Origin of the sequence: Vibrio sp. 1-2 (7-a) (assembly GCF_013048515.1) — a bacterium.
In the GTDB taxonomy this organism is placed as follows: domain Bacteria; phylum Pseudomonadota; class Gammaproteobacteria; order Enterobacterales; family Vibrionaceae; genus Vibrio; species Vibrio diabolicus.
This window is the reverse complement of sequence record NZ_VHSQ01000016.1, coordinates 58397-82971: the sequence shown is the minus strand read 5'-3', so window position 1 is coordinate 82971 and position 24575 is coordinate 58397. Positions and strand designations below refer to the sequence as shown.

The 24575-nt window shown below is 46.7% G+C and carries 22 protein-coding genes, 1 tRNA gene and 1 pseudogene; 15 read left to right on the top strand and 9 right to left on the bottom strand.

All coding sequences use genetic code 11. The annotated features are described in order from the left end of the window. Positions 1-35 precede the first annotated feature (35 nt). Positions 36-126: transfer RNA gene (locus FKN08_RS22135), tRNA-Ser, on the top strand. 704 nt (positions 127-830) lie between these two features. Here FKN08_RS22135 and FKN08_RS22130 read toward each other — a convergent pair. Genes FKN08_RS22130 through hemC form a run of 4 tightly spaced genes read right to left on the bottom strand, consistent with a single transcriptional unit; the run spans position 831 to position 4910 of the window. Continuing rightward, a complete protein-coding gene (locus FKN08_RS22130; protein ID WP_170892869.1) occupies positions 831-2012 on the bottom strand; it encodes a heme biosynthesis HemY N-terminal domain-containing protein in 1182 nt (393 codons plus the stop codon). Continuing rightward, positions 2012-3223: a uroporphyrinogen-III C-methyltransferase gene (locus FKN08_RS22125; RefSeq protein WP_170892868.1), complete on the bottom strand. Its 1212-nt coding sequence runs from the start codon at positions 3221-3223 to the stop codon at positions 2012-2014. Before FKN08_RS22125 ends, FKN08_RS22130 begins: the two co-directional genes overlap by 1 nt. 17 nt (positions 3224-3240) lie before the next feature. Continuing rightward, positions 3241-3969: a uroporphyrinogen-III synthase gene (locus FKN08_RS22120; RefSeq protein WP_170892867.1), complete on the bottom strand. Its 729-nt coding sequence runs from the start codon at positions 3967-3969 to the stop codon at positions 3241-3243. 2 nt (positions 3970-3971) lie between these two features. Continuing rightward, the gene (hemC, locus tag FKN08_RS22115) at positions 3972-4910 is read right to left on the bottom strand and encodes a hydroxymethylbilane synthase (protein WP_005393847.1); all 939 of its coding nucleotides are present in this window, start codon (positions 4908-4910) and stop codon (positions 3972-3974) included. A gap of 346 nt (positions 4911-5256) precedes the next feature. On the opposite strand from hemC, the gene FKN08_RS22110 reads away from it, so the two are divergent. Continuing rightward, the gene (locus tag FKN08_RS22110; RefSeq protein ID WP_006743006.1) at positions 5257-7785 is read left to right on the top strand and encodes a class I adenylate cyclase; all 2529 of its coding nucleotides are present in this window, start codon (positions 5257-5259) and stop codon (positions 7783-7785) included. A 69-nt stretch (positions 7786-7854) separates the two neighbouring features. Here the strand turns inward: FKN08_RS22110 and cyaY are convergent, their stop codons facing one another. Then, positions 7855-8169, bottom strand: coding sequence for an iron donor protein CyaY (gene cyaY, locus FKN08_RS22105; protein WP_012841286.1), 315 nt, complete (start codon positions 8167-8169; stop codon positions 7855-7857). Between cyaY and FKN08_RS22100 the strand changes: the two are divergent. The 7 genes and pseudogenes from FKN08_RS22100 (at position 8149) to FKN08_RS22070 (ending at position 15489) form a co-directional block, all read left to right on the top strand. Then, positions 8149-8360: pseudogene (locus FKN08_RS22100) on the top strand (lipoprotein). The gene cyaY and the pseudogene FKN08_RS22100 sit on opposite strands and share 21 nt — an antisense overlap. Positions 8361-8421: 61 nt before the next feature. Further along, on the top strand, positions 8422-9675 hold the full coding sequence (lysA, locus tag FKN08_RS22095) for a diaminopimelate decarboxylase (protein WP_006743007.1): 1254 nt from the start codon (positions 8422-8424) through the stop codon (positions 9673-9675). A 10-nt stretch (positions 9676-9685) separates the two neighbouring features. Next, on the top strand, positions 9686-10516 hold the full coding sequence (gene dapF, locus FKN08_RS22090; protein ID WP_006743008.1) for a diaminopimelate epimerase: 831 nt from the start codon (positions 9686-9688) through the stop codon (positions 10514-10516). Further along, positions 10510-11241, top strand: a complete 732-nt coding sequence (locus FKN08_RS22085; protein WP_005383398.1) for a DUF484 family protein — start codon at positions 10510-10512, stop codon at positions 11239-11241. The genes dapF and FKN08_RS22085 overlap by 7 nt, the downstream gene beginning before the upstream one ends. Next, the gene (xerC, locus tag FKN08_RS22080; protein ID WP_012841287.1) at positions 11207-12139 is read left to right on the top strand and encodes a tyrosine recombinase XerC; all 933 of its coding nucleotides are present in this window, start codon (positions 11207-11209) and stop codon (positions 12137-12139) included. Before FKN08_RS22085 ends, xerC begins: the two co-directional genes overlap by 35 nt. Before the next feature lie 8 nt (positions 12140-12147). Then, positions 12148-12864: a 5-amino-6-(5-phospho-D-ribitylamino)uracil phosphatase YigB gene (gene yigB / locus FKN08_RS22075; RefSeq protein ID WP_006743011.1), complete on the top strand. Its 717-nt coding sequence runs from the start codon at positions 12148-12150 to the stop codon at positions 12862-12864. 138 nt (positions 12865-13002) lie between these two features. Continuing rightward, the gene (locus FKN08_RS22070) at positions 13003-15489 is read left to right on the top strand and encodes an EAL domain-containing protein (protein WP_170892866.1); all 2487 of its coding nucleotides are present in this window, start codon (positions 13003-13005) and stop codon (positions 15487-15489) included. Positions 15490-15561: 72 nt separating this feature from the next. Here the strand turns inward: FKN08_RS22070 and FKN08_RS22065 are convergent, their stop codons facing one another. Then, entirely contained in the window at positions 15562-16176 is a 615-nt protein-coding gene (locus FKN08_RS22065; protein ID WP_170892865.1) for a tRNA-uridine aminocarboxypropyltransferase, read from the bottom strand. Next, positions 16176-17726, bottom strand: a complete 1551-nt coding sequence (locus tag FKN08_RS22060; RefSeq protein ID WP_048626818.1) for a membrane protein — start codon at positions 17724-17726, stop codon at positions 16176-16178. Before FKN08_RS22060 ends, FKN08_RS22065 begins: the two co-directional genes overlap by 1 nt. Before the next feature lie 47 nt (positions 17727-17773). Between FKN08_RS22060 and FKN08_RS22055 the strand changes: the two genes are divergently transcribed. Beyond that, positions 17774-18244, top strand: a complete 471-nt coding sequence (locus tag FKN08_RS22055; protein WP_170892864.1) for an EVE domain-containing protein — start codon at positions 17774-17776, stop codon at positions 18242-18244. Between the two features lie 53 nt (positions 18245-18297). Here FKN08_RS22055 and FKN08_RS22050 read toward each other — a convergent pair whose 3' ends face one another. Then, complete coding sequence (locus FKN08_RS22050; RefSeq protein ID WP_065645998.1) at positions 18298-19122, bottom strand: Cof-type HAD-IIB family hydrolase; 825 nt, start codon at positions 19120-19122, stop codon at positions 18298-18300. Between the two features lie 236 nt (positions 19123-19358). Continuing rightward, a complete protein-coding gene (locus tag FKN08_RS22045) occupies positions 19359-20366 on the bottom strand; it encodes an alpha/beta fold hydrolase (RefSeq protein ID WP_109170342.1) in 1008 nt (335 codons plus the stop codon). Positions 20367-20431: 65 nt separating this feature from the next. Here FKN08_RS22045 and rhtB point away from each other — a divergent pair, with 65 nt between their 5' ends. The 5 genes from rhtB (at position 20432) to FKN08_RS22020 (ending at position 24348) form a co-directional block, all read left to right on the top strand. Then, positions 20432-21049, top strand: coding sequence for a homoserine/homoserine lactone efflux protein (gene rhtB / locus FKN08_RS22040; RefSeq protein ID WP_005393828.1), 618 nt, complete (start codon positions 20432-20434; stop codon positions 21047-21049). 24 nt (positions 21050-21073) lie between these two features. After that, a complete protein-coding gene (locus FKN08_RS22035; RefSeq protein ID WP_005393827.1) occupies positions 21074-22297 on the top strand; it encodes an EAL and HDOD domain-containing protein in 1224 nt (407 codons plus the stop codon). 155 nt (positions 22298-22452) lie between these two features. Then, positions 22453-22788, top strand: coding sequence for a metalloregulator ArsR/SmtB family transcription factor (locus FKN08_RS22030; RefSeq protein WP_005393826.1), 336 nt, complete (start codon positions 22453-22455; stop codon positions 22786-22788). Between the two features lie 42 nt (positions 22789-22830). Continuing rightward, entirely contained in the window at positions 22831-23832 is a 1002-nt protein-coding gene (locus tag FKN08_RS22025; protein ID WP_005393824.1) for an ArsJ-associated glyceraldehyde-3-phosphate dehydrogenase, read from the top strand. 12 nt (positions 23833-23844) lie between these two features. Continuing rightward, positions 23845-24348: a cyclin-dependent kinase inhibitor 3 family protein gene (locus FKN08_RS22020; RefSeq protein WP_170892863.1), complete on the top strand. Its 504-nt coding sequence runs from the start codon at positions 23845-23847 to the stop codon at positions 24346-24348. The last annotated feature ends 227 nt before the right edge of the window (positions 24349-24575 follow it).

Sequence of the window (24575 nt, the reverse complement as noted above, 5' to 3'; positions counted from 1 at the left end):
CGATAGTATAAGACTAAGTTTTAGTGACAATTTGTGGAGAGATGGCTGAGTGGTTGAAAGCACCGGTCTTGAAAACCGGCATACGTTAATAGCGTATCTAGGGTTCAAATCCCTATCTCTCCGCCACTATTCAGAAGCCTCGCTATTTCTAGCGAGGCTTTCTTCGTTTCTGACGCTTGGAAATTTGTTAGGGACTGGACTTAATCCCTTAGTCGAACGTATCCCTGCACTATGTCACTTGAGAAGCCTTGCTTTAAGCGCGTTCTCGCTATCCACGGGTTGTGCTGCGACAGAAGTTCATAACTTTATCTTCTAACGAGAACCATCAAGTCTGAGTATTGGCATTCCTACCTCTAAGGGTGAAGTGTTTCTGTTAACAAGAGACTTGTCTTTACTCTATGTTACGTGCGTTAGCGATCTTAGTGTTACCTAATGGCTATTCGCTATCTTGCCCTAGTTGGTACAATAAATACGCTCTAAGCATTGTATAGGACAGTCCTTCATTGAAGAGAATGGAGAGTATCGGAGCTTATGTACCTATTTTTGCTTCCTGCACTATTCCAAGTTATCTGCATTTTGTTAGTAGAGCTCCTTCCTAGAAGCTTAGATTTTGAAGAAAGTGAGTAAGCTATTTTTTAGAAGATTTTAGTGAGCTTAATGGAGTGCTTCTGGGAACGAACTAAAGAAGCTTTGCTGGGGCTTCCCAAAGAAGTTTAGGCGATTACAGGGCATTAGCTCTAGTGGATATTGCAGGTTTGTGTAGTGTTGATGAGTGACAGGCAATAAAAAAGCCGACAGGTAAGCTGTCGGCTTGGTTAGGTCATCTTAAGTTAGTCATTCTGTACGAGCGTGAGAGCTTTACGAGAGACTTCGTGAGCGGCTTTAGTTAGATTCTGCTTCTCTAGTGTATCTGCTAGGAATGCATAATCAGAGACGTCAGAGCGAAGCTTTAAGGCGATCTCAAAGTGGTCTTGGGCTTCTTGCCACTTCTCTTGACGGAAATAGAAGTGCGCTAATGCGCTATGCGCTGCGGCGTTATCTGGCTCTTTCTTCACTACTCCCTCTAAGAAAACCACGACAGGGTGGATATCTGGCAGGTTTAGATCTGGCAGTAGTTGATAAAGCTCAGGAGCCGGTTGTTTTTTCAATGCTTCTTTTAGCACAGTAAAGGCTTCAGCATCTGCTTTCCGGGCTATCAACTCACGAGCAAAACAGGCGACTAGGTGTGTGTCTTGTTTGACTTTGCGTGCAAGGCCATTCCAATGAGAGATAAGCCCTTCGCTACCTTGCTGCTGTGCCACTTCATGGAGTAAGCCGCATTGCGCCTTTTGAATCAGCTCTGCGTGTTCTTCTTCCGTGATGAGTTTTGCTTTGGTGAGTTGTGGCAAGAGGTCAATAAGAGGTTGCCACAATTTTAGCTGCATGTACGTTGTTTTCAGCAAGTTCAATACAATCGAATTACTCGCATACTGACCTTTTAACGATTGCAAAGTATCGAAAGCAGCCTCGAACTCGTTATCGCGAATAAACTGTTTAGCTCGAGTTAGCTCTACTGCAAGATGAGCATTCTCTTGCTGGCTTGCTAGCTCTAGGTAGTGATCACGTTTTGCTTTATCACCTTGACCTTGTGCAGCTTCAGACGCGACTAAGTAACAAAGTAGCGGCATATCGTGATGATTTGCCCAACGAGTCACTTTTTTCTCGGCACCTTTCCAGTCTCCTTCAAGGAGTTTAATAATGCCTTCATTGGTGTATCGACGGGAATGGCGCATTTTGCGCACGCTGAAGTAGTTCCATGTTATAGAACTTGCGTAAACTAGCTTTTTAATTAGGTACTCAAGTAGAAAAAGACCTGCGAGTGCTGCGATAACGAATACGACCAATGTCGTTACGCTCATCTCGATCGTTTTCTCAGCGATGGAGATGAGTACATAGCCTTGCTGACCAGAAAATTGAGTGCCAACAAATAGTCCTGCACCTAGTACAACAAATAGGAAAATAAGACGAAACATTACTTATCCTCCATACCTGTCATCGTTGTGACTTCGCGACGTAGGCGCTCACGGATGACATCTGATAGTTGAGACTGACTTTGCAGCTTCGTTGGGTATTCCACTTGAATGTTTTGCTGGCTTAACTGGTTAACAGTTTTGTTGAACTCTTTAACGGAATTATCGTCTTGGTTGAAGAAAGCTAATGCCCATTTGTCGGCCGTTTTTAGAGACGTGGTGTAAATTTCTCCTTGCTCTTGGTACACCGCTTTTATTGCGGTCTCCAATTTGGCTTTGATGTTTTCTTTTAGGTAAAAGTGTTGCTCAGGAGAAAGCAGTGGAATGACGTTACCATCGCGCGTGCGGAAGGTAATGAAGTTTTCGGAAAAGTCCTTCAGAGAGGTCATTAAGTTATCTTGCCAGTTTGCAATATCTTCCGACACTTCAGTGTTCTCTACGGCTTCTGCTTCTGGGAGTAGTGCATTGGCGAGAGGTAGCTTGTCTACTTGCTGTTGCAGAGCAGTTAAGCGTAGTACCAATCCATCACGGTCAATCAGCGGGATAGTACGAAGTTTGGTGATATCGTTCGCCATTGCTTTACGTAGTTTGACGAGGCTAGGATCATTCAGTGCGGCAATGCGTTGATCAGCACTTTCCATTAGTTGAGTTGCGCTTTCTACGTCATGCTCTAAGAACAGTTTACGACCTGCTAATTTGACGAGGTAATCGGCTTCAGCAAGTAGCCAGTCGTTTGGTCGGCGACCTTTTACATCGGCAACGGCAAGCTGTAAGCTTTCAATGCTCTTCTGTTGCTGTCCCAGTACCACTTCCGCTTTGTGTGTCACGGTCGTTGCTTTCTCGATGGTTTCTTCTTGTACCCGGCTGAGCTCTTGCCTCATGGAAGCTTGAGTGCTTTCTAGCTGACTTTTTAGTTGGGTGATCTGTGCTTGGTAATCGGCTTGCTGCTGATGCAGCTTGTATGCTAGGCCACCGCCAAAAATAATCGATAAGATGATAGCGACTGTGCCTAGTTTAACTCCGCGCTTGCCTTGTTTTTCTTCAAATTCGACTTTGGTTGGCTCGGCTGTTTTTGGGGGCTCGGCCACTTTTGGCTGTTCTTTTTTAGGGGCCGCATCCTGCTGCGATGTGCTTTTTTCGGCTAGCGGTGCCGATGAGGTTTCTTCGGAAAGGTTTTTATCGTTATTTTTTTGGTCGTTATTTTTACTTGTCATGCCTATATCCTGTGTAGCTAGGGCTGGAGAGCCGCCAGTAATTCTTGGTTGGATGCGCTTCCCGTGCATCTCACCCGAGTGAACCCCCTTTGAAGTGCGATGTCAGCGATACGCTGACTGGGGATATACAACTCTTGTTGATTAAGCCAAGTCAATTGCTCTGACGTCAATTGGCTGCACAAATAATCCAGTTGTTCACCACTGGTGACGATGATCTGGTCAATTTGTTGGGTTTTCCATAGTGAGACACAGCTTACTGGATCGAATGGGATGAATTCTCTCTTGTAAGTCTCACTATAGTGAACTTTTGCGCCACGTCTCACCAATGCATCTTTGATCAGCTCTCTTCCACCGTTCCCACGAAGGATAAGAACCTGTTGTTGGGCCACATTATTGAGCTCTGGCAGTCGCAATAAATGTTCACTATCACTGACTTGGGGATAGTGTACTTTCTGTTGGGTACATTTGCTTAAATAGTGTGCTGTTTTTTGACCAACGGCAAGGTAAATGGCTTGTTTCGGCCATGATGTCTCGTTGCTGGCTAAGATTTGCTGTGCACATTGCACGGCATGTCGACTAACAGCGATAACAATTTGAGCTTGATGTAGGTGTTTAGAGAGGTGTGTGTCCGTGAGATCGGCGACAATGTCGATCAGAGGATGGTGATATGCGGAAATGCCGTGCCTTTCGAGCAGAGAGCAAAGCGCGCTGCCTTGCTCTCCCGGCCGAGTGACCAACACTGCCATGATTATTCGTGATCTGCGTACAGCTTAGTTAGGATTTCACGAGCGCCGTTATCCAGTAGTTCATTGGCTAACTGCACTCCTAACGTTTCGCCGTCTTTACGATGGCCACGGATTTCACCACGAACAATTTCGCTGCCATCTGGTTCGCCAACTAATGCGCGTAGCCAAATGTTATCGCCATCTAGCAGGGCATAGCTGCCGATAGGTACCTGACAGCCGCCTTCTAGCGTCAGGTTCATTGCGCGCTCACACAAAACGCGGTCTACAGTGTCTTGGTGGTTAAGTGGCTCAAGTAGCTTAAGCAGCCTTTCATCGTCAAGGCGGCACTCAATACCGACAGCACCTTGGCCAACCGCAGGTAATGATTGCTCTGGCTCGATAAAGCTACGAATGCGCTCTTCAAGCTTCAATCGTTTAAGGCCTGCCGCAGCAAGAATGATCGCATCGTATTCACCCGCATCTAGTTTACCAAGGCGAGTGCCCACATTACCGCGAAGCTCTTTAATGATGATATCTGGACGATATTCTTTCAGTTGGCATTGACGGCGCAAACTGCAAGTACCAACCACTGCACCTTGAGGGAGTTCATCAATGTTGCTATAGGTATTGGAAACGAAAGCATCACGAGGGTCTTCACGTTCACAAATGGTCACGAGGCCAAGACCTTCCGGGAAATCGACGGGCACGTCCTTCATTGAGTGAACGGCAAGGTCTGCACGGCCTTCTAGCATTGCGACTTCAAGCTCTTTTACGAATAAGCCTTTGCCGCCAACTTTTGCTAGCGGTGTATCTAAAATCACGTCACCTTTGGTCACCATAGTTACTAACTCGACTTCCAAACCAGGGTGAGCGGCTTGAAGGGCGTCTTTGACAAAGTAAGCTTGCCATAAAGCAAGAGGGCTTTTTCGAGTTGCAATGCGAATAGGTGTGGATTGTGTCATGATCTTCTCAATGCTGTTTGGATTTGGGTTTATCCTACCATTCTCATCAAGAAATGCTTACTGTTAGTTCGTTATCTCTGAGAGCTATGAATGGAATTACATGACGTTATGAAAATAGTGTGACTGGATTCTCAATTAGACTAAGGACTATTATTAGTAATAGGTAATAAGAGCGACACTACCGCGCGATTAATTTTGTGACTAAAGTATGGTTTTGCATCCTGAGTGGTGCGTGGGCGTGAAACTTTACCCGCACCAATAAAAGTGTTAAATTGATCACGTTTTTAGGCCATTTTGGTTTAAAACGTCAGCAGATTTTCGTGATTGTTCAACCAAGGAATTCCCCTTGCAGGCTTACACCCAAAAAATCATTCAGCGACTAGATAATTTGAATCAGCAGCGAGTTGATCGCGCGCTGGCGCTTATGGATTCGCAAAGCCAGCAAGTCTTCCACTTGATTCCTGCCTTGTTGAACTACAACCATCCTGTGATTCCTGGCTATTACGATGCCGATGTCCCGTTTGGTGTGCATGGGCTGGCGCTAAATAGCATTCAGCAGCAATTCATTGATGACATTCAACTTGCGATTGGTCAGCCACTTAAAACGGCTGAGAAGCCGGCTATCTTGGGCTTATACACCATGGGTAGTACCTCATCAATTGGTCAAAGTACTTCTAGTGATTTAGATATTTGGGTGTGTATTTCGCCAGATATGGATTGTGACGAGCGAGAATTGCTGACCAATAAATGCTTGCTGATCACCGACTGGGCACAAAGCCAAGGGGTGGAGGCGAACTTCTTCTTAATGGATGAAGAACGCTTTAGAAGCAACCATTCTGAAGAGATGACAGGTGATAACTGTGGCTCATCTCAGCACTTACTTTTGCTTGATGAATTCTATCGCAGCGCGGTGCGTATTGCTGGACAGCGTTTATTATGGCAAATAGTGCCGCCAGAAATGGAAGAGTGTTACGACGAGTACGTTTCTCAATTATGCAGTGATGGTTACATCGACTGTAGTGAATGGATCGACTTTGGCAAATTGAACCGCATTCCTGCTGAAGAGTACTTCGGCTCGAACTTGTGGCAGCTATACAAAAGTATCGATTCTCCCTACAAATCGGTATTAAAAGCCATTCTGCTTGAAGCTTATTCGTGGGAATACCCACATACGCAACTGTTAAGCATCGACACCAAGCGTCGTTTCTTTGCCCATGAGCCAGACCTCTATGGCATGGATGCATACTACTTAATGCTGGAAAAAGTGACTCGCTATTTAGAGCGAATCCAAGACGACACTCGTTTGGATTTGGTGCGCCGTTGCTTCTATCTCAAAACCCATGAAAAGTTGTCGCGTGAACCGGATGTCGGTTCAGTGGCTTGGCGCCGTGAAGCGCTGAGCGACATGATTGCAAAATGGGATTGGGATGCCAGCGTTGTTGCTGAGCTCGATGATCGCCGCAACTGGAAAGTTGAACAGGTAAAAGTGGTGCATCATGCGTTGCTGGATGCGTTGATGCAGAGCTACCGTAATTTGATTCAATTTGCGCGTCGCAACGACATTACCTCCGCTATCAGCCCGCAAGACATCAGTATTTTGGCGCGTAAGCTTTACGCCGCTTTTGAAGTATTGCCGGGCAAAGTGACGTTGCTCAACCCACAGATTTCCCCTGATTTGCATGAACCGGATTTAAGCTTCATCGAAGTGAAAGATGGTGGTGTGAACAAGTCTGGTTGGTATCTCTATAAACAACCTCTGATCGCGCACCGCATTTTGGGGCAGCCATACTTAGAACATCATGAATACTTGAGCAAGTTAGTCTCTTGGGCATTCTTTAATGGTTTAATCACCGAGTCGACTCGTTTGCACGCGGTGGTGCGTGAAGCGCAACTGGATATCGATAAGTTCTACCAAATGGTGAGCGACTTACGAAATACCTTTGCGCTGCGTAAGCGCCGTCCGACGATGCAGGCATTAGCGAGCCCATGTGAGATCAGCCAGCTAGCGATGTTCATCAACTTTGAAAATGATCCTACGTCAGAGCTTTCGGGCCGTTCACTGAAAGTGGATGTGAAAAATACCGATATCTTCAGTTTTGGTCCGGAACATAAAAACTTAGTCGGCAGTGTCGACTTGGTTTACCGTAACTCCTGGCATGAAGTGCGTACGCTGCATTTCAAAGGGGAAACGGCGATGCTGGACGCACTGAAAACCATTCTGGGCAAAATGCACCAAGACGCGTTGCCACCAGAATCGGTGGATGTGTTCTGTTATGCGAAGAACATGCGTGGTGTGATGCGTAATATGGTCTACCAGCTTTTAGCGGAATGTATCGACTTACGCTTGAAGCCAGTAGAGCAAGAAAAACGCCGCCGCTTTAAAGCGATGCGCCTTGGTAACCAAACTTACGGGCTGTTCTTTGAACGTCGTGGTGTGTCGGTGCAGAAGTTAGAAAACTCCATTGATTTCTATCGCAGCATTTCTACTAACAAACTTAAAGGCTCGCCGCTATTAATGCTCGATCGTGAGCAAGAGTATCAAATGCCAGAAGCGGTGGATGGTTTTGCCAGTGAAGGTCTGGTGCAATTCTTCTTTGAAGATAATGAGGATGGCTTCAATATTTATGTGTTGGATGAGTCAAACCAAGTTGAAGTGTATCACCAGTTTAGTGGCTCCAAAGACGAGATGATTTCGTCTGTGAACAGCTTTTACACATCCGTAAAAGATGACAGTCGTGTTGCGTCGAAATTTATCAACTTTAACCTGCCGCAGTACTACCAGATTATCCATCCTGAAGAGGGCAATGCTTATATCATCCCTTATCGCAATGATGGGTGCTCACCGCATCGTCCCACTAAAGCGGTAAACGCGTAATTAAACCCGTATCAATAAACAAAAAGAGCACTTCGGTGCTCTTTTTGTTTTGGTGACGATTGACCAGCATTATGCCCAATCAATGGCTTCGCCCGCGTGCTTTTCACACTCTTGCTTCACCATTTCAAATAGCTCCATGCCCGTTTTTGAGCAGGTCCATTTATCTTCAATAAGCTTGAAGTGGAAACCACCAGATTTGGACGCTAGCCAGATCTCATGCATCGGCTCTTGGCGGTTAATGATGATTTGGCTGCGGTCTTCAAATTCCAATGTCATTACGTTGCCAGTGACTTCGTAATCAATGTCTGCGCCTGAATCATCGATGGATTCTTCGATGATTTGCATCTGCGCATCCACCAGTTGATGAAATTCAGTATCGTTCATCCGTCTATCCTATTGCTTTTCCTGAGTGTGGTGCGATTATAGGGGGCATTGATTCAATAATCACGATATGCGAAATGAAAAAATTAGTTACTGTGTTGTTTGTGATGGTTGCCGCGACGTTAGCGGGATGTGGCCAGTCTGGCTCACTATACATTCCAGATGACACTCAACAGAATGAGCAATCACAATAAATAACCGCGCCTTAGTGTGAAATTAGGGTTCAGCAGTCGAATAAAATAAGGGAAGCGAATTTTGGATTACTTCAACTATCAGGATGATGGCCAGCTTTGGGCCGAAGACGTCCCACTTCAAGCTCTTGCAGAGCAATATGGCACTCCTCTTTACGTATATTCTCGAGCCACGCTAGAGCGCCACTGGAAGGCGTTTGATAGTGCTGTGGGTCAACATCCTCATCTAGTTTGCTACGCGGTGAAAGCGAACTCAAACCTAGGCGTATTGAACGCACTGGCGCGTTTGGGTTCGGGCTTTGATATCGTATCAGGTGGTGAACTTGAGCGTGTGATTGCCGCAGGCGGTGATCCGAAGAAAGTCGTCTTCTCGGGTGTTGGGAAAACACCTGCAGAAATGAAGCGTGCTCTTGAGCTAGGTATCAAATGTTTCAACGTTGAATCTGAGCCCGAGCTAGAACGTTTGAATAAGGTTGCGGGTGAGCTTGGTGTGATTGCGCCAATTTCTCTGCGTATCAATCCAGATGTCGACGCGAAAACACACCCTTACATTTCGACTGGTCTTCGCGACAATAAATTCGGCATTGCATTTGATCGTGCGCCAGATGTTTATAAATTCGCGCAAAGCCTGCCGAACTTGAATGTGCAAGGCATCGACTGCCACATTGGTTCTCAGCTCACCAATATCGACCCATTTATCGACGCGACAGACCGTTTATTAGCCCTGATTGATGATTTAAAAGCGCAAGGCATTAACATTCGTCACCTTGATGTCGGCGGCGGTTTGGGTGTGGTCTATCGTGATGAATTACCACCTCAGCCTTCAGATTACGCGAAAGCGTTACTAGGCCGTCTTGAAAATCACCAAGACTTGGAGCTGATTTTTGAGCCGGGCCGAGCAATTGCTGCGAATGCAGGTATCTTGCTAACGCGTGTTGAGTTTTTAAAACATACTGAGCACAAGAACTTTGCCATCATCGATGCGGCAATGAACGACTTGATGCGTCCTGCACTATACCAAGCATGGCAAGATATCGTGCCAGTTTCGCCGCGCACGGGTGAAGCACAGACTTACGATTTGGTTGGCCCTATTTGTGAAACCGGCGACTTCTTGGGTAAAGATCGCGCACTCGTTTTGCAAGAAGGTGATCTACTCGCGGTTCGTTCAGCAGGTGCCTATGGTTTTGTAATGTCTTCGAACTACAATACTCGTACCCGAGCGGCAGAAGTAATGGTGGATGGTAAACAAAGCCACTTAGTTCGCCAGCGTGAGGAGCTGACCAGTTTGTGGCAGCTGGAACAGATTCTACCGGAGTAACACACAACAAATGCATTTCCACTTTTCCAAAATGCACGGTTTGGGCAACGACTTCATGGTCGTCGACTGTATTACCCAGAACGTGTTTTTCTCGCAAGACCTGATCCGCCGTTTGGCGGATCGTCATACCGGCGTTGGTTTTGACCAATTGCTCGTGGTAGAAGCCCCTTACGACCCTGAAACTGATTTCCATTATCGGATTTTCAATGCCGATGGTAGTGAAGTCGAGCAGTGCGGGAATGGCGCGCGCTGCTTCGCGCGCTTTGTTCGCTTGAAAGGGTTGACCAATAAATACAGCATCAGCGTAAGCACCAAAAAAGGAAAGATGATTCTCAACATCGAAGATGATGGAGAAGTGACGGTCAACATGGGCGTTCCAGAGTTTGAGCCGAACAAAATTCCTTTTAAAGCCAAGCAAAAAGAGAAAACCTACATCATGCGCGCTGGTGAAAAAACGCTGTTCTGTGGCGCGGTAAGCATGGGTAACCCGCATGTGGTGACGGTGGTCGATGACGTGGATACTGCTGATGTCGATACATTAGGGCCGCTGCTTGAGTCACACGAGCGTTTTCCAGAGCGCGTCAACGCTGGCTTTATGCAGGTGGTGAGTCGTGACCATATTCGTCTTCGAGTTTACGAGCGAGGCGCAGGTGAAACACAAGCTTGTGGTAGCGGCGCATGCGCGGCGGTAGCGGTAGGGATTCTTCAGGGTCTGCTGGATGAAAACGTTAAGGTTTCTCTACCAGGTGGTGAACTGCGAATTGCGTGGCAAGGTCCGGGTAAGCCGTTGTTTATGACCGGACCTACAACGCATGTATTTGATGGTCAATTGTCTTGCTAGTAGAAGAAAAAGGAAACGGTTTGTCTCAAGTAGAAGCAGATGCCTTAACTGCTGAAGTGGTGGCCGAGTACCTCAAAGATCATCCCGATTTTTTTGTGCAGCGTCCGGAGCTTGTGGATCGTCTATCTTTCCCACACTCAGATTTGGGTGCGGTGTCTTTGGTGCACATACAAATGAATCGCCAACGTCAGCGCATTGAAGAGTTAGAGGAAGAGATTACTACGCTAATGTCGCTTGCGGCGAACAACGATCGGACCTTTTACGAATTTATGGATTTGCAGGGGCAGATTCTAAAATGTGGTGACTTTAAACAAGTCATTCATTCTATCGAAGAGAAAGCCAAAGCACTGGGCTTACGTGCGTTTGTTCGATTGTTTAGTCAATGCGACGCATCGATTCAATTGAGTAAGGAAAGTTATCAACGCTTTGCGACCACCCACTTAAATGGCAAAGATGCGTACTTAGGACGTCTTCGCAAAGTAGATCGTGAAGCTTTGTTTGGCAACATGGAAGTGCCGGAAATGGGGTCCTATGTGGTACTGCCGCTCGTGAAACAGCAAACACTGGGCGTGCTTGCTTTTTCTAGTGAAGATGGCGGCCATTTTCAGCCAGATATGGATACCTTGTTTTTGCGTCACCTATCATTAGTAGTGGCACATCTCGCTCAAACATTGGTATGGCAAAGTTACGATGACGACAACTCCCAACACTCCTCTGCCAAATAGTCTGCAAAAGCCTCTTGAGCGCTTCTATGAATTCTTACGAAGCGAAAAGGGGCTCAGCCTACATACTCAACGCAATTACAAACAGCAGCTAGAAACCATGGCGCAGCACTTGGCTGAAATGGGACTTAAAGATTGGTCTCAAGTTGATGCAGGCTGGGTGCGCCAATTAGCAGGTAAGGGCATGCGGGAAGGCATGAAAGCCAGCAGTTTAGCGACGCGCCTCTCATCGCTGCGTAGCTTTTTCGATTTCCTTATTCTGCGTGGCGAGATGTCAGCTAACCCTGCCAAAGGGGTTTCAGCGCCACGTAAAAAGCGCCCGTTGCCGAAAAACCTCGATGTTGATGAAGTGAGCCAACTGCTTGAGGTCAACGAAGACGACCCGTTGGCTGTGCGTGATCGCGCCATGATGGAGCTGATGTACGGTGCAGGCTTGCGTTTGGCTGAGTTGGTGAGTGTGGATGTACGTGATGTACAACTGCGCAGTGGCGAGCTTCGTGTTATCGGTAAAGGCGACAAAGAACGTAAAGTTCCATTCTCTGGCATGGCAACTGAATGGGTTGCCAAGTGGTTGAAAGTCAGGGGCGATCTTGCTGCACCAGGTGAACCCGCCTTGTTTGTGTCTAAACTCGGAACGCGTATTTCGCACCGTAGCGTGCAAAAACGTATGGCAGAATGGGGACAGAAACAGTCTGTGGCGAGCCATATTAGTCCGCATAAATTGCGTCACTCGTTTGCGACACATATGCTCGAATCCAGCAATAACTTACGTGCGGTGCAAGAGCTTTTAGGGCACGAGAACATTTCGACGACCCAAATCTACACGCACTTGGATTTCCAACATTTAGCGCAAGCCTACGACCAAGCCCACCCACGCGCACGTAAAAAGAACGGGGAGTGAGCCGAAGTATGAAATTTTATCGCCGTATCGAGCCTATTAAGGCCATGACCTTCGATCTTGATGACACGCTGTATGACAATTACCCGGTGATTATCCGTATGGAGCGTGAGTTGCTAGCTTGGTTGCAGCAAACACATCCTGCCGTGGCGCACATGGATAAGGCTGATTGGATGCAGGTAAAAAAACATGTGCTCCAGCAGAGACCGGATCTCAGAAGCGATGTGACGCTTTGGCGTTTAGTACAGCTAAAGCATGGTTTTCTTTCAGTTGGCTATGATGAAGCGCAAGCTCAAGCCGCAGCTGAAGAGGGTGTGCAGCTCGCTTTGGATTGGCGCAGTCAGTTTGAAGTGCCCCAATCAAGCTTAGATGTTTTGACACAATTGGGAGAGCGAGTTCCGCTCGTGGCGATCACAAACGGCAACGTCGATTTAGATAAAATTGGCTTAACGCCGTATTTTCAATGTGTGCTCAAAGCGGGGCCTGATGGGTTAGCGAAACCCGCCACCGATATGTTTACTAAGGCGAAACGGTTCTTGGATATTCCAGCAGAGAATATTCTGCATGTCGGTGATCACCTAACCACAGATGTGCATGGTGCCAAGTCGGCTGGTTTTGCGGCTTGTTGGTTCAATGATATGAATAAAAATGTCATTAACCATTCAAAAACACGTACTTTACCTGATATTGAAATCAATAGTTTGCAGCCGTTACTCACACTTTTTTAATTGCTTTCGCATTAATCCATTCTAATCTCATTTTGTGTCTAGAAAAGCAGCGTAAAGCCACGTAAATTATTCACTATTAAGTAAAAAGAGTAACGCCACACGTCGTGGTGAAGATAGTGTTACGGCAGTGGTAGGTGCATGCGAGCTTTTTCAAAACTGGTTCATGATGTCAGTCAGTTAAATGACTTTTTAGTCACTTCTCAGTTCTCTTCAAGTAAACAATATTTGGTGCAAATATTGTCGACTCAATCACGCGACTTTACGACCACACTTGCGGACGCTGTTTTATTGTTGCTGCCGAATGCTCATGTCGTGGGGCATAGTACGCGTAATGTCATTCTGGAGGGGGAGATATTTACCTCTGGCTGCCTGATCAGTGTGACTGAGTTCGAACAAACCACGCTTACTTCTGCCGTCCAAACCTACTCTTACTCCCCCGATATTGATGGTGGAGAGCTCAAACGCTCGCTTCTGTTGCAGCATAATTCGCAAGTGATCCTCAGCTTTGCTGTGCAAATTGAACGACGTGACTATCCCTTGTTTCAAACCTTCGCTAGTGAAGAAGTCGTGATCTCTGGAGGGTTGGCGCAGAGTATTGATGATGGCTGTTGGGTGCTATATCAAAACCGAGTTTACGATAATGCCGTGGTCGCCGTAGCTTTGCACAGCTATACCTTGAAGCTATGGACGGATGCGTATTCGGAATGGAACCCGATTGGCATGCCACATAAAGTCACCCATGCAAAAGGAACGCGCTTGTATTGCTTAGGTGAACAGAAAGCGTTGGACGTATACAAGCGTTATTTGGCGGATGGCCATGATGTGACGCTGAGTCAACTGCTCAGCTTTCCTTTGTATCGAGAAAGTTTGGGGCGTAAGGAAGTTTGCACGGTAACGGAGCTGCACGCTGATGGCAGTATGAGTTTCGACAGGCCTTGGTGTCTTGGTGACGAAGTACAATTTTGCTATAACCACCCCTCATTAACGCTCGAACAGGTGCGACATGGTGTGGTTGAGTTAGCCATGCACCAACCTGAAGTCGTGATGATTTTTAACTGCGCGTCACGGTTAGACTTTATTGACAGCAGCGACGAAGTCCAAGCCTTCAAAGATATCGCGACGACGTTTGGTAGTTATTGTATGGGGGAACTGCATGGCGGTATTGGACAGCCAGAAATTCTTCATCACAGTCTGACGTATTTAGCGATGCGAGAGGGAGATGAAGTACAAGCATTGAACTTGCCTAAGTCGCCCGTTAGCTCCTCTATTTCACCATTGTTTAGCTTGATTCGAAATGCGATTGGCGACCTCAACCATATGAACGCGCATATGGGGTATCAACTCGATCGCCAAACGCGCAAGTTACAAGAAAGCTATCGGCGAGATAGTCGCACTGGATTACAAAACCGAGTCGCGCTGCAAGAACGGCTGAGTAGCATCGATTTGGATGAGCACTTGCTGACTCTAAAGCTACTTAACTTCAGCCATATCAATGAAAAATACGGTTATAGAGTAGGGGATCAGCTACTTAAAGACCTCTCAATGCATTTTACGAATCGACTGCGAAAGCGTTTTGGCATGCCAACGGCTTTGCAGCTTTATAGTATTGGGGTTGGTGAGTGGGCGTTCATATTTAAAGCTGACCAAAGCAGCGAAACCATCAAACAGCACTTTACTCGTTTTGCCGACGCGGTAGAGCAAACTAATTTTGAGCCAATTGGTCTGCGCGAAATAGATTATCTTTCTATCTCGCTGTGCGGCGGCTTAGTGAGTCGTCGAGATTTTCCATCAGCTTCTGCGGATGAGCTATTGCTTAAAGGCATTGAAGCGAGGCGTTCCGGTGTGCGCAGTAATACCCATATCTGCAATGCGAAAGACATCGAAGTCAGTGAGGATGTGCGTAAAGAGCAACTTGGATGGTTGAGTTGCGTCAGTAAAGCCATTCTCAAACAGAACATCATCACCTATAGCCAGCCGATAGTGCATGCGGATAGCCATAAATTGGCAAGCCAAGAATGTTTGGTTCGCATTTTGGAGGAGGATGGAACGGTGATTGCGCCAGGGCGCTTCCTGCCTATTATTTCCGATACGCATCTTTATACTCGATTGAGTCGGCACATGATCCATTCTACGTTATATTACATGCGAGATAAGCAAGGTGACTTTTCTATTAACTTATCGCCGCAAGATTTGCTTAGTGATAAAACTTTAATGCTTTTAGAGCATGAAATTTGTCAGCTCAATGACCCTAGGCGAATTGGTTTGGAAGTGTTGGAATCTGAGCAAATCAAAGACTACGGTCGAATGATCGAAGTATGCAGTCATTTCAGAAGCTTAGGAGCGCGTATCATTGTTGATGATTTTGGCTCAGGCTATTCCAATATTGATGAAATCCTAAAGCTGGAGCCGGAAGTCATAAAGCTCGATGGCAGCTTGATCCGTGATATCGATAAAGACTTAAAGCAGCGCAAAATAGCTTCTCAGTTGGTACGTTTATGTCAGGTGTTTAACGCGGAGACGGTGGCGGAGTTTGTGCACAATCGAGAGGTGTGCAAAATCGCGCAGGATATGGGCGTCGACTATCTGCAGGGCTACTACCTGGGTGAACCTACGCGTTTGTTTTAGTTGTGTTTCACGTGAAACCATTCTAAATAAAAACGCAGCCAAGGCTGCGTTTTTATTTAGAGCAATTCGGTTTTAGTTGCGTGAGCTCGGTGATTGCTTGAGAGCGTGTCCACTTTTTTCGGCTTGAAATAGTGCAAGGTAGTGAGCAAAGAATGTGAGCATTCTTTGCTGGTTATTTTGCTCGCCTAGTTGTCCGAGTAAATGTGCGGCGACTTCAAACGTGCACAAGTTGCCTTGTTGTTGGTTGCGTCGCAGCTGATATTGCGAGTCTGCCGATGCAGACAGCTCCATAGTAGGGATACTTTCTAACCAACGGCTCTTGTTGATCATCTTGCGCGCCTCTTGCCAGGTGGCATCCAAAATAATAAACAGCGGATTTTTGGTTTGTTGTTGGCTTTGGAGCGCCACATGTTCGAGTGTGACGCTTTCTTCACTTGGGAATAGAAGCACTGGATACAGCGACGGATCAGCTAATCGAGCGAGCAATTCTGCTGGTGGTTGTTTTCGGTCCCAGATTACTCGCTCAATATTGAGTTGGCACTGCTCTAGTAGCTGGCCGGTATTAGTATCACGCGTCAGTTCATTCGGATGCATCAACAGCAAGATGTTGTGCTCGCTGGTAAGTTTCGGCACCAATGAGCACATACAGTTGAATTTAAAACCACAATTTGGACACGGTTGCGACATTACAGACGAACTCCTTCGCGCACAGGGCTAACCCCATCCGAGAACAGACGCACGCCACTGATTTGGTTTGGCGTTGCCGTTGGTGCCATGCTTGGGTTGAGTGGGTAGCTAACCCCACTGTATTGCATCACGTGTTGCGCTGCCTTAGCTCCGCCACCGCTGACATTAAAAATAAGATCTCGCCAGCCATGAGAGGTTTGTTGGCCGAGCATAATCGGGCTTTGTACCAGTGTGATGCGGCTATTGAAGCGCCACTCTTTTTCGTGATGTTCAAATATCAGCAATGTACAGCCACCGGAACCACACCAATCCAGCTGTACTAATAGCTCTTCGTTACCATCGCCGTTGAGGTCATAAGTTAGCCAACGGTACTGGTTGTTGTTGGGGTTGGTTTGGTGAATGAAGAAGTAGTTGCGCACGGCGGCATCTACTTTGGAGTCAAACTCCGCACTAGAAGGTACGTCTGCACTGCTGATGGGCTTGTTAGCGCGTTTCTCGGCTGGTTGCATCATGCCCTCATCACGAGTGGTGGCAGGGTAAAGCACTAAACCACCATCGGCGATTGGGTATACCAAGTTACCGACTTTTTCTTTGGTCGCTTTGAGCTGATTGCCTTCTCGCGTAAACAGTCGCTCTGACATCAGTCTTTGTTGTTGATGATGCGTCATGACGACTTGAACCTGAGACGGACTTAATTGTTGCCAGTACCCACGCTCGATTAACGGTGCTTGCCCATTAGCGTAACTGTATTTTGTTGTGGCGCTGTGGTCTGGGTTTAAGGTCATTTGCACCTCAAAACCTTGTGATTGGGTTGAAGTCGCGACATAGGTATTGGCCCAGCTAAGCGTAGCGTCCACGTTTGCAGCTGTACCACAACCTTGATAAGTGTCGCCATCATGTTTTAGCGTCGCTTTCCAGCCATACAAAGAATCACTCATCGTATCTGAGCAGAGGTTTTCTGTTAGGCGAAGTTCACCATCTTGTAGTTGATATGTGCGCTGGCGAGGTTGAAGTTGACTGCTCTTAATCGCTAATTTTGAGGTTTGTTTTCCGATTGGCTGGAATGTCAGTCCATTAGCCTCAAAGCTTGCCGACCAAGAAGGCTCATTACCAAACACGCGAGTTGGTTTGTTTGGTTGCTGACAACGGTTTGGATTTTCCGTTGTGAGGAAGTTCACTTGTTCCACGACAAAGTTAGCATCGAAATCGGCAGAAAACCCATCGATGCCCGGTGGGTTGAGATGGCCGATAACCTCGCCATACATGGTCTGGTAAGGCTCGTTATTTAACTGAATTGCTCGTTGCATTTGCTGTGGTGACAGTTGTAACCAATATTGCTTGTCGCTGCCACAAGGCATGATGTATTGGCTCTCGTGACCGACGATCACTTTTCCACGTAGCATAAAGGTTTGAGGTTGAATGGTGTCTGGCTTATCTAAGGTGGCTGGTGGAGAAGCTGGGTCGGCAGCGCCAGATTGTGGCGGCTGCGAACTACATGCTTGCAGAACCAGCAGAGTGGCAAGCGCCACTGGGTTTTTCAAAGCCTTCATGTTATATATTCCTCATTATTGTTACTCAATCGGCATCGGATGGCATTATGGCATATTGGTTATTTAAAACTGAACCAGATACCTTTTCTATTGACACGCTTCGAACCCAAAAGGTTTCATGTTGGGAGGGAGTTCGTAATTATCAGGCGCGCAATATGATGCGTGACCAAGTGAAGGTGGGCGATTTAGTCCTGATTTATCACTCTTCTTGCAAGAATGTTGGCGTTGCCGGTATTGCTAAAGTCGTGAGAGAAGCCTATCCCGATCATTTCCAGTTCGATCCTGAAAGTGATTATTTCGATCCAAAGTCAGACCCAGACAACCCGCTTTGGATTATGGTGGATGTCGAATTCGTGCGTAAAACGGCGCGAGTGATTCCGTTAGCGGTGATGAAAGCGATGCCAGAACTTGAGAACATGCCATTGGTGAAACGTGGAAATCGCTTGTCGATCATGCCTGTGACAGAAGAAGAGTGGGAAGCGATCCTTGGCAAAGAGAAGTTGCCAAGTCAGCGATAAAAGAAAAGAGCTGCGAATGTGCAGCCCTTTGTTATTGTTTGGAGTATTGCTGCTTACAGCAAGTGATCTTGTAGGTAGTGTGCAACCGCATCTTCTGCATTGCTGCCAATCACTTCGTTATTTGGCAATGCTTTCATCACTTTCTCGTGTGATGTACCCATGACCAATCCTTTACCTGCCATCGACAGCATTTCTACGTCATTCATGCCATCACCAAATGCCACGCAATTTTCTAACGTGAGGCCGAGTTTTTTCGCTACCGCTTCAAGAGCATGGCCTTTAGACACACCTGCACTCATTACTTCCAAGCACCATGGTGTTGAAAACGCAATATTCAGCTTATCGCCAAATTGTTCACGTAGTTTGTTTTCAAACACCACCAAGCGTTCGTGGTCTTGTGCTGGGTGAGTGAAGAAGATTTTCGCAATACCGTCAGTTGGCGCTTGGTCTTCATCGAATAAGACGTATGTGAATTCGTCATGGAAATCACGCAATGTTTCGTCGTCTTTATTCATCAACCAACTGTCATTTTGATACATGTGGATAAGTATTTCTTGATCATGCTTGATCGTGTCGATCACGCTTTGAACCAGTTCTGCAGGGACATTCTCGCTGTACATCAGCTGATCTTCCTGGTCATGCACACGGGCACCGTTCGAGGTGATCATGTAAGCCGGAATTCCGACCTGACGACGGATGCTCGCAACGTCTACGTGGTGACGGCCTGTTGCAAAGACAAAGGTGTAACCCTTTTCATGCAGCGCTTTTAGCGTCTCTTTTGAGTAAGCACTGAGCTGATGGTTTGGTGCGAGTAACGTGCCATCCAGATCAGAGGCAACGATTTTAGTGATCTCTTTGCAAGGTAGCGATGTGCTCATGAAGTCCTCGTAAACGGTTTGGATAGTGTGGAACAGGTGATTGCAAACGGAGTACAGCAGACTGACTAGATCATGCTGCTCCGAATGCGGGGGAACTTTGGTCGGTTGCATCTGCATGGTTCAACGCAGCCAGACCCAAGCAGTGTACGTCAAAATGAGGATGAAAAAGAGGGTAAATCAATGTGCAGACATTTCCTCTTTAATCATGGCCGTGAAATGGTCGCCTAGAGTTCTTATTATGTTTTTTCGTTTGGCGATGATTTCGGGTCATTCATAAAGCGGAAGATTGCATCGAGTGCTTGATTACGATACTGGTCGGTCTCGAATAAGATCTCATGCTGAGCGTCTTCGATAGAAAGTAGCTCCGCATGTGGGTTGGTTTTACGCAATTTATCGATAAAACGTTTTTGTGCCAGATTGCTGACAATACGATCGTTCCCAGCTTGAATCAGGAGCACCGGTACTTTTACTTGGCGAGTCAATAAAAAGCATTGTTTTGCTGCCATTAGCCCTTGCCATACCCATCGTGTGCTCGGTCCACCGACTTGCAGTTCCGGTTTTTCCGTATAGAGATTTCGGAACCATTGGTAGCGACCATAGCTTTGGCTGAGCGGGTTATCTTCAAAGGGCTTAGGAAAGTAGGCCTGATGTCCTGGCGCATAACGTGGCAAAGTCGATACCGCTGACATAATCTGTGTCACTGGAATCGCTATTGGCGATAAGTACCATGGCAGATTAATACCAAACATAGGCGCACTGAGAATCAAACCAGTAAAGGGATGTTCTGGGTGAGTTTGCAGATAACGTGTAGCGATTGCGCCGCCCATGGAGTGGGCAATGATGAAACATTGCTGATAGTCGCTAAGGTCGTGTTTGTTTACGACCACGTCCATATCGTCAATATAATCAGTAAAGTCATAGACGTGACCCATATCTGAGTCAGACAATAGACGATCTGATAAACCTTGTCCGCGGTGGTCAAAGGAATAGACGTCGAAGCCTTGGCGATAGAGATCGTAAAACAGTTCTTGGTATTTCCAGGAAGACTCAATGCGCCCATTAACGATGAGCACGGCTTTTTTATGTTCTGGGTTGGTCAGTTTGCACCAGTAAATGTTCTTTTTCTCAGTTCCTTTAACAAAGCCTTCTTGGCGAGTTTGCCAAAGTGCCGCGATCGGACCACCAATTGCTTGCTCAAATAATGACTCTTGAGTATAAGTCAAAGGTGAATGGTTAGTAGCCATTAGTCGATTACCTGAAGATACGTTGTTTACGCGATGTATCATCGAAGAATTAGTGAGGAAATGCAATGGATACCCACGTCTGGTTAGCTTATGTAGTAACTGCAATCGTTTTTAGTTTGGCTCCGGGGTCTGGCACGGTGAACTCAATCAGCAATGGTTTGAGTTACGGTACTCGCAAATCTTTGGGGGCTGTGATCGGTCTCCAAATTGGTTTGGCCATTCACATTGCGTTAGTTGGGGCGGGAATTGGTGCGCTGGTCGCACAGTCGGCAACGGCATTTTCTGTCATTAAATGGGTTGGTGCGGCTTATTTAGTTTGGTTGGGTATCCAGAAATGGCGAGACACCTCCAGCTTGGTGGCGGCTGAGAGCCACAAAGACATGTCTGGCATGGCACTCTTGTACAAAGCTATTTTGATTAACCTGACGAACCCTAAATCGATTGTTTTTCTGGTGGCGTTGTTTCCACAGTTTATTGACCCGGCACAAGACCAACTGACGCAACTGTTGGTGCTTGGTGTTACGACTGTTGTGATCGACGCGTGTGTGATGTTGGGTTACACCACCTTGGCGGCGCAAATGGGACGTTTTATTCGCTCTGATAAAATCATGGGGAAAATAAACAAAGTCTTCGGTTCAATGTTTATGGGTTGTGGTGCATTATTAGCAGCTGCAAAGTCATAAGCCATTTATAGGTCCTTCTTTAGCATGAATACAACGTATGTTGCTCGCCAGCCGATCTTTAACCGCAAAAGACAGACGCTGGGTTATGAATTGTTGTTTCGAGATGGGGAGAGTAACGCATACCCTTCGCATATTGAGTCAAACCGAGCAACATACCGATTAATTGTCGAGAATTTTCTATCACTGGGCACTAACCCAGTGATTGCTTCTTCGCGATGCTTTATCAATTTTCCTCATCAAAGCTTGGTGCGCCGCTTACCGCGCAGCTTGCCAAAAAACAAAATCGTCGTCGAAGTCCTGGAAACTTGCCAGCCGACCGATGATCTTCTCGATGCGATTCGCGAGTTGTATCGAGAAGGTTATTTGATCGCGCTGGATGATTTCACCTTAACGCCGGAGTGGCGTCGCTTCTTACCTTACGTGCACATCGTTAAACTCGATATCATGGCAATGGGGCTGGAAAAAGCGTGTGCGTTGGTCAAAGCTCACCTTGCTAAACGCGTCAAGTACCACTTTTTGGCGGAACGTGTTGAAACCGCAGAAGAGTTTGAGCAAGCCAAAGCGGCTGGCTTTAAGTTTTTCCAAGGCTACTTTTTTAGTAAGCCATTAGTTTCGCAAACAAAATACGTGAGCCCTGAGCAAGTGTTAGCGCTACAGCTTTTTCGTGAAGTCTGCTCACCAGAGCCAGACTTTACTCGTATTGAAACCATCATTACGCAAGATGTCGCGTTGTCGTACAAATTATTGCGCTTTGTAAATACGCAAGCGCCAAACCTCGCTGTCGAAATCAGCTCGTTTCGTCAGGCCTTGATCTACCTTGGTCAGGATAATCTTAAGCAGTTTGTCTCCTTGGTCGTGGCGTCGTATATCTCTAGTAACAAGCCTCGAGAGCTGTATCACCTTTCATTACAACGAGCGCAGTTCTGCCAATTAATGTCGCGTTATCAGCCATTTTCCCACCTCAACGAACAAGGGTTTATGGTCGGCTTATTATCGATTTTAGATGCGATGCTTGATTTGTCGGTGGAATCTTTAGTCAAGCAATTGCCACTTAGCGAATCTGTACAACAAGCCTTATTACATCGCAAGGGGGTTTATGGTGCGCTGATTTCTCTGGAAGAGTGTTACGAGCGTGCCGACTGGTCAGGCGTCGAAAAAATCACGACGCAGTTGGGGTTGTCTTTGGAAGAGGTCAAGCTCTCGTTAGGTGAAGCGGTTCGCTGGAGTCAAAACGTCGCAACTGCGTAAATTTCTGCCGTATCTTTATTCTCTCTAACCGTTCTTCTCTCAATCTTTATTAGCTGTTTCGATGTGAAACTTTTATGACGATTCTGGGATCACTCTTGACGACATCCTAGAGTTAAATAAGTATATACGCATATCCATATATAGGTATGTTTATTATGCTTCCACATCAGTTTTTCAAGCTGTTATCCGATGAAACGCGCGTACGTTGTTTAATGCTGGTGGCCCGTGAAGGCGAAACTTGCGTGGGTGATTTGGCGTTTGCGTTGCAAGAGAGTCAGCCGAAAGTTTCTCGTCATCTTGCTCAGTTACGCTCCAGTGGCATCTTGGTGGATAAACGCCGAGGGCAATGGGTGTACTACGAGTTATCGCAGCAATTACCAGGTTGGATGCGTAAGCTGATTGAAGACTTAGTGGCATCAAACTGTTTGAAGCAAGAGTACCAAGACGACATCACACGCTTGCACGATAAAAGTCGTGAGGCTTGCTGTTAATAGCAAACAGAGATTCAAGGTAGAAGATTAAAGGGTAAAACTATGACAATTAAAGTAGGCATTAATGGCTTTGGCCGAATTGGTCGTTTAGCACTGCGAGCGGCATTCGACTGGCCAGAGTTAGAGTTTGTGCAAATCAACGATGTCGCAGGTGATGCAGCGACGCTTGGCCACTTATTAGAGTTCGATTCAGTGCAAGGTCGTTGGCACCATGAAGTGCAGGTTGAGGGCAATGAGCTCGTCATCAATGGCAAGCGCATCGCCACGACTCAGCAACGTGATATCGACGCTGTGAACTGGTCTGGCTGCGATGTTGTGATTGAAGCGACAGGTGTACACCGCAAAACCTCGTACCTAGACCAATACCTCGATCAAGGTGTGAAGCGCGTGGTGGTGAGTGCGCCAGTGAAAGAAGAAGGCATTGCGAACATTGTTGTTGGCGTGAACGATCATATTTTCGACCCTGAAAAACATCGTATCGTGACCGCCGCTTCGTGCACAACAAACTGTATAGCGCCTGTGGTGAAAGTCATTCATGAGAAGTTGGGCATTGAGCAATCCTCTTTCACGACAATTCACGATTTGACCAATACGCAAACCATTTTGGATGCGCCACATAAAGATCTGCGCCGTGCTCGTGCGTGCGGCATGAGTCTTATCCCGACCACTACCGGTAGTGCGACTGCGATTGTGGAAATTTTCCCAGATTTAAAAGGCAAGATTAACGGCCACGCGGTACGTGTACCGTTGGCGAATGCGTCATTGACCGACATCATCTTCGATGTAAAACGCGATACCACAGCAGAAGAAGTGAATGCTTTGCTGAAAGAGGCGTCGGAAGGGGAGCTAAAAGGCATTCTTGGCTTTGAGGAACGTCCGTTAGTGTCGATCGATTACAAAGGCGACCAACGCTCAACCATCGTTGATGCACAATCCACCATGGTGGTTGGCTCACGAATGGTGAAGATTTACGCCTGGTACGACAATGAAATGGGATACGCAACGCGCACCGCAGAATTGGTTCGTAACGTTGGTCTGGCATAACAGGAGTTCATAATGTCTCATCCTACATGGCAATTAGATTTGGACTCTGGTGCATTAGTCCTAACACCGTGCCCGGGCACCAAAGGCGTCGATTTGAAAGCATCGTTGGAACAGTTGAAGGAGCAGGGGGTTCAAGCGGTCGTTACTGCATTGGACGATAGCGAGTTAGCAGCGAAAGACGTTGCGGATTTGGGTGAAGTTACCCAACAACTGGGCATGAAATGGTTCCAGATCGAGATTGAAGATGACTGCGCACCAAGTGAAGAATTTGCGGCGAAGTGGCAACAAGCTAGTCCGGAACTGCATGCGATTCTTGCTCAAGGTGGCAAAGTCGCGATGCACTGCATGGGTGGCTCGGGTCGTACAGGTTTGTTTGCGGCTCACTTGCTGCTAGAGAAGAAATGGCAGTTAGAAGATATCGTGCGAGAAGTGCAGGCTCTTCGCCCTGGTGCGTTTACAAAACCGGTGCAGCTTGAGTACATCGAACGCGTGGCGAAAGACGCTTGGTCAGCTTAAATAGCTTTTGGAACATCATGATCCAAAAGCTATTTTCCAGTTTATATAATGGAAAATAGGTCAGCAGTAAAACTAAATATATCGATATAACTTTTTGTTTTTATTGGTTATATTTGTCCGTTTATAAATTTTGGTGTGTTTGTGAATTCGAATTAAGGTTGTATCGCCTTATGGTTGGTGTACAGGTTAATAAGCATTTGGCACATGATGATCTAAATGCTTCTATC

Excerpts from the sequence above, each read along its gene's own strand:
- FKN08_RS22050 (WP_065645998.1), bottom strand. The coding sequence starts at position 19,122 with ATGAGCACATCGCTACCTTGCAAAGAGATCACTAAAATCGTTGCCTCT.
- FKN08_RS22020 (WP_170892863.1), top strand. The coding sequence starts at position 23,845 with ATGTCTCATCCTACATGGCAATTAGATTTGGACTCTGGTGCATTAGTC.
- FKN08_RS22035 (WP_005393827.1), top strand. The coding sequence starts at position 21,074 with ATGAATACAACGTATGTTGCTCGCCAGCCGATCTTTAACCGCAAAAGA.
- hemC (WP_005393847.1), bottom strand. The coding sequence starts at position 4,910 with ATGACACAATCCACACCTATTCGCATTGCAACTCGAAAAAGCCCTCTT.
- yigB (WP_006743011.1), top strand. The coding sequence starts at position 12,148 with ATGAAATTTTATCGCCGTATCGAGCCTATTAAGGCCATGACCTTCGAT.
- FKN08_RS22060 (WP_048626818.1), bottom strand. The coding sequence starts at position 17,726 with ATGAAGGCTTTGAAAAACCCAGTGGCGCTTGCCACTCTGCTGGTTCTG.
- cyaY (WP_012841286.1), bottom strand. The coding sequence starts at position 8,169 with ATGAACGATACTGAATTTCATCAACTGGTGGATGCGCAGATGCAAATC.
- FKN08_RS22030 (WP_005393826.1), top strand. The coding sequence starts at position 22,453 with ATGCTTCCACATCAGTTTTTCAAGCTGTTATCCGATGAAACGCGCGTA.
- FKN08_RS22125 (WP_170892868.1), bottom strand. The coding sequence starts at position 3,223 with ATGACAAGTAAAAATAACGACCAAAAAAATAACGATAAAAACCTTTCC.
- FKN08_RS22120 (WP_170892867.1), bottom strand. The coding sequence starts at position 3,969 with ATGGCAGTGTTGGTCACTCGGCCGGGAGAGCAAGGCAGCGCGCTTTGC.
- FKN08_RS22070 (WP_170892866.1), top strand. The coding sequence starts at position 13,003 with ATGCGAGCTTTTTCAAAACTGGTTCATGATGTCAGTCAGTTAAATGAC.
- dapF (WP_006743008.1), top strand. The coding sequence starts at position 9,686 with ATGCATTTCCACTTTTCCAAAATGCACGGTTTGGGCAACGACTTCATG.
- FKN08_RS22130 (WP_170892869.1), bottom strand. The coding sequence starts at position 2,012 with ATGTTTCGTCTTATTTTCCTATTTGTTGTACTAGGTGCAGGACTATTT.
- FKN08_RS22055 (WP_170892864.1), top strand. The coding sequence starts at position 17,774 with ATGGCATATTGGTTATTTAAAACTGAACCAGATACCTTTTCTATTGAC.
- rhtB (WP_005393828.1), top strand. The coding sequence starts at position 20,432 with ATGGATACCCACGTCTGGTTAGCTTATGTAGTAACTGCAATCGTTTTT.
- xerC (WP_012841287.1), top strand. The coding sequence starts at position 11,207 with ATGACGACAACTCCCAACACTCCTCTGCCAAATAGTCTGCAAAAGCCT.
- FKN08_RS22025 (WP_005393824.1), top strand. The coding sequence starts at position 22,831 with ATGACAATTAAAGTAGGCATTAATGGCTTTGGCCGAATTGGTCGTTTA.
- FKN08_RS22065 (WP_170892865.1), bottom strand. The coding sequence starts at position 16,176 with ATGTCGCAACCGTGTCCAAATTGTGGTTTTAAATTCAACTGTATGTGC.
- FKN08_RS22045 (WP_109170342.1), bottom strand. The coding sequence starts at position 20,366 with ATGGCTACTAACCATTCACCTTTGACTTATACTCAAGAGTCATTATTT.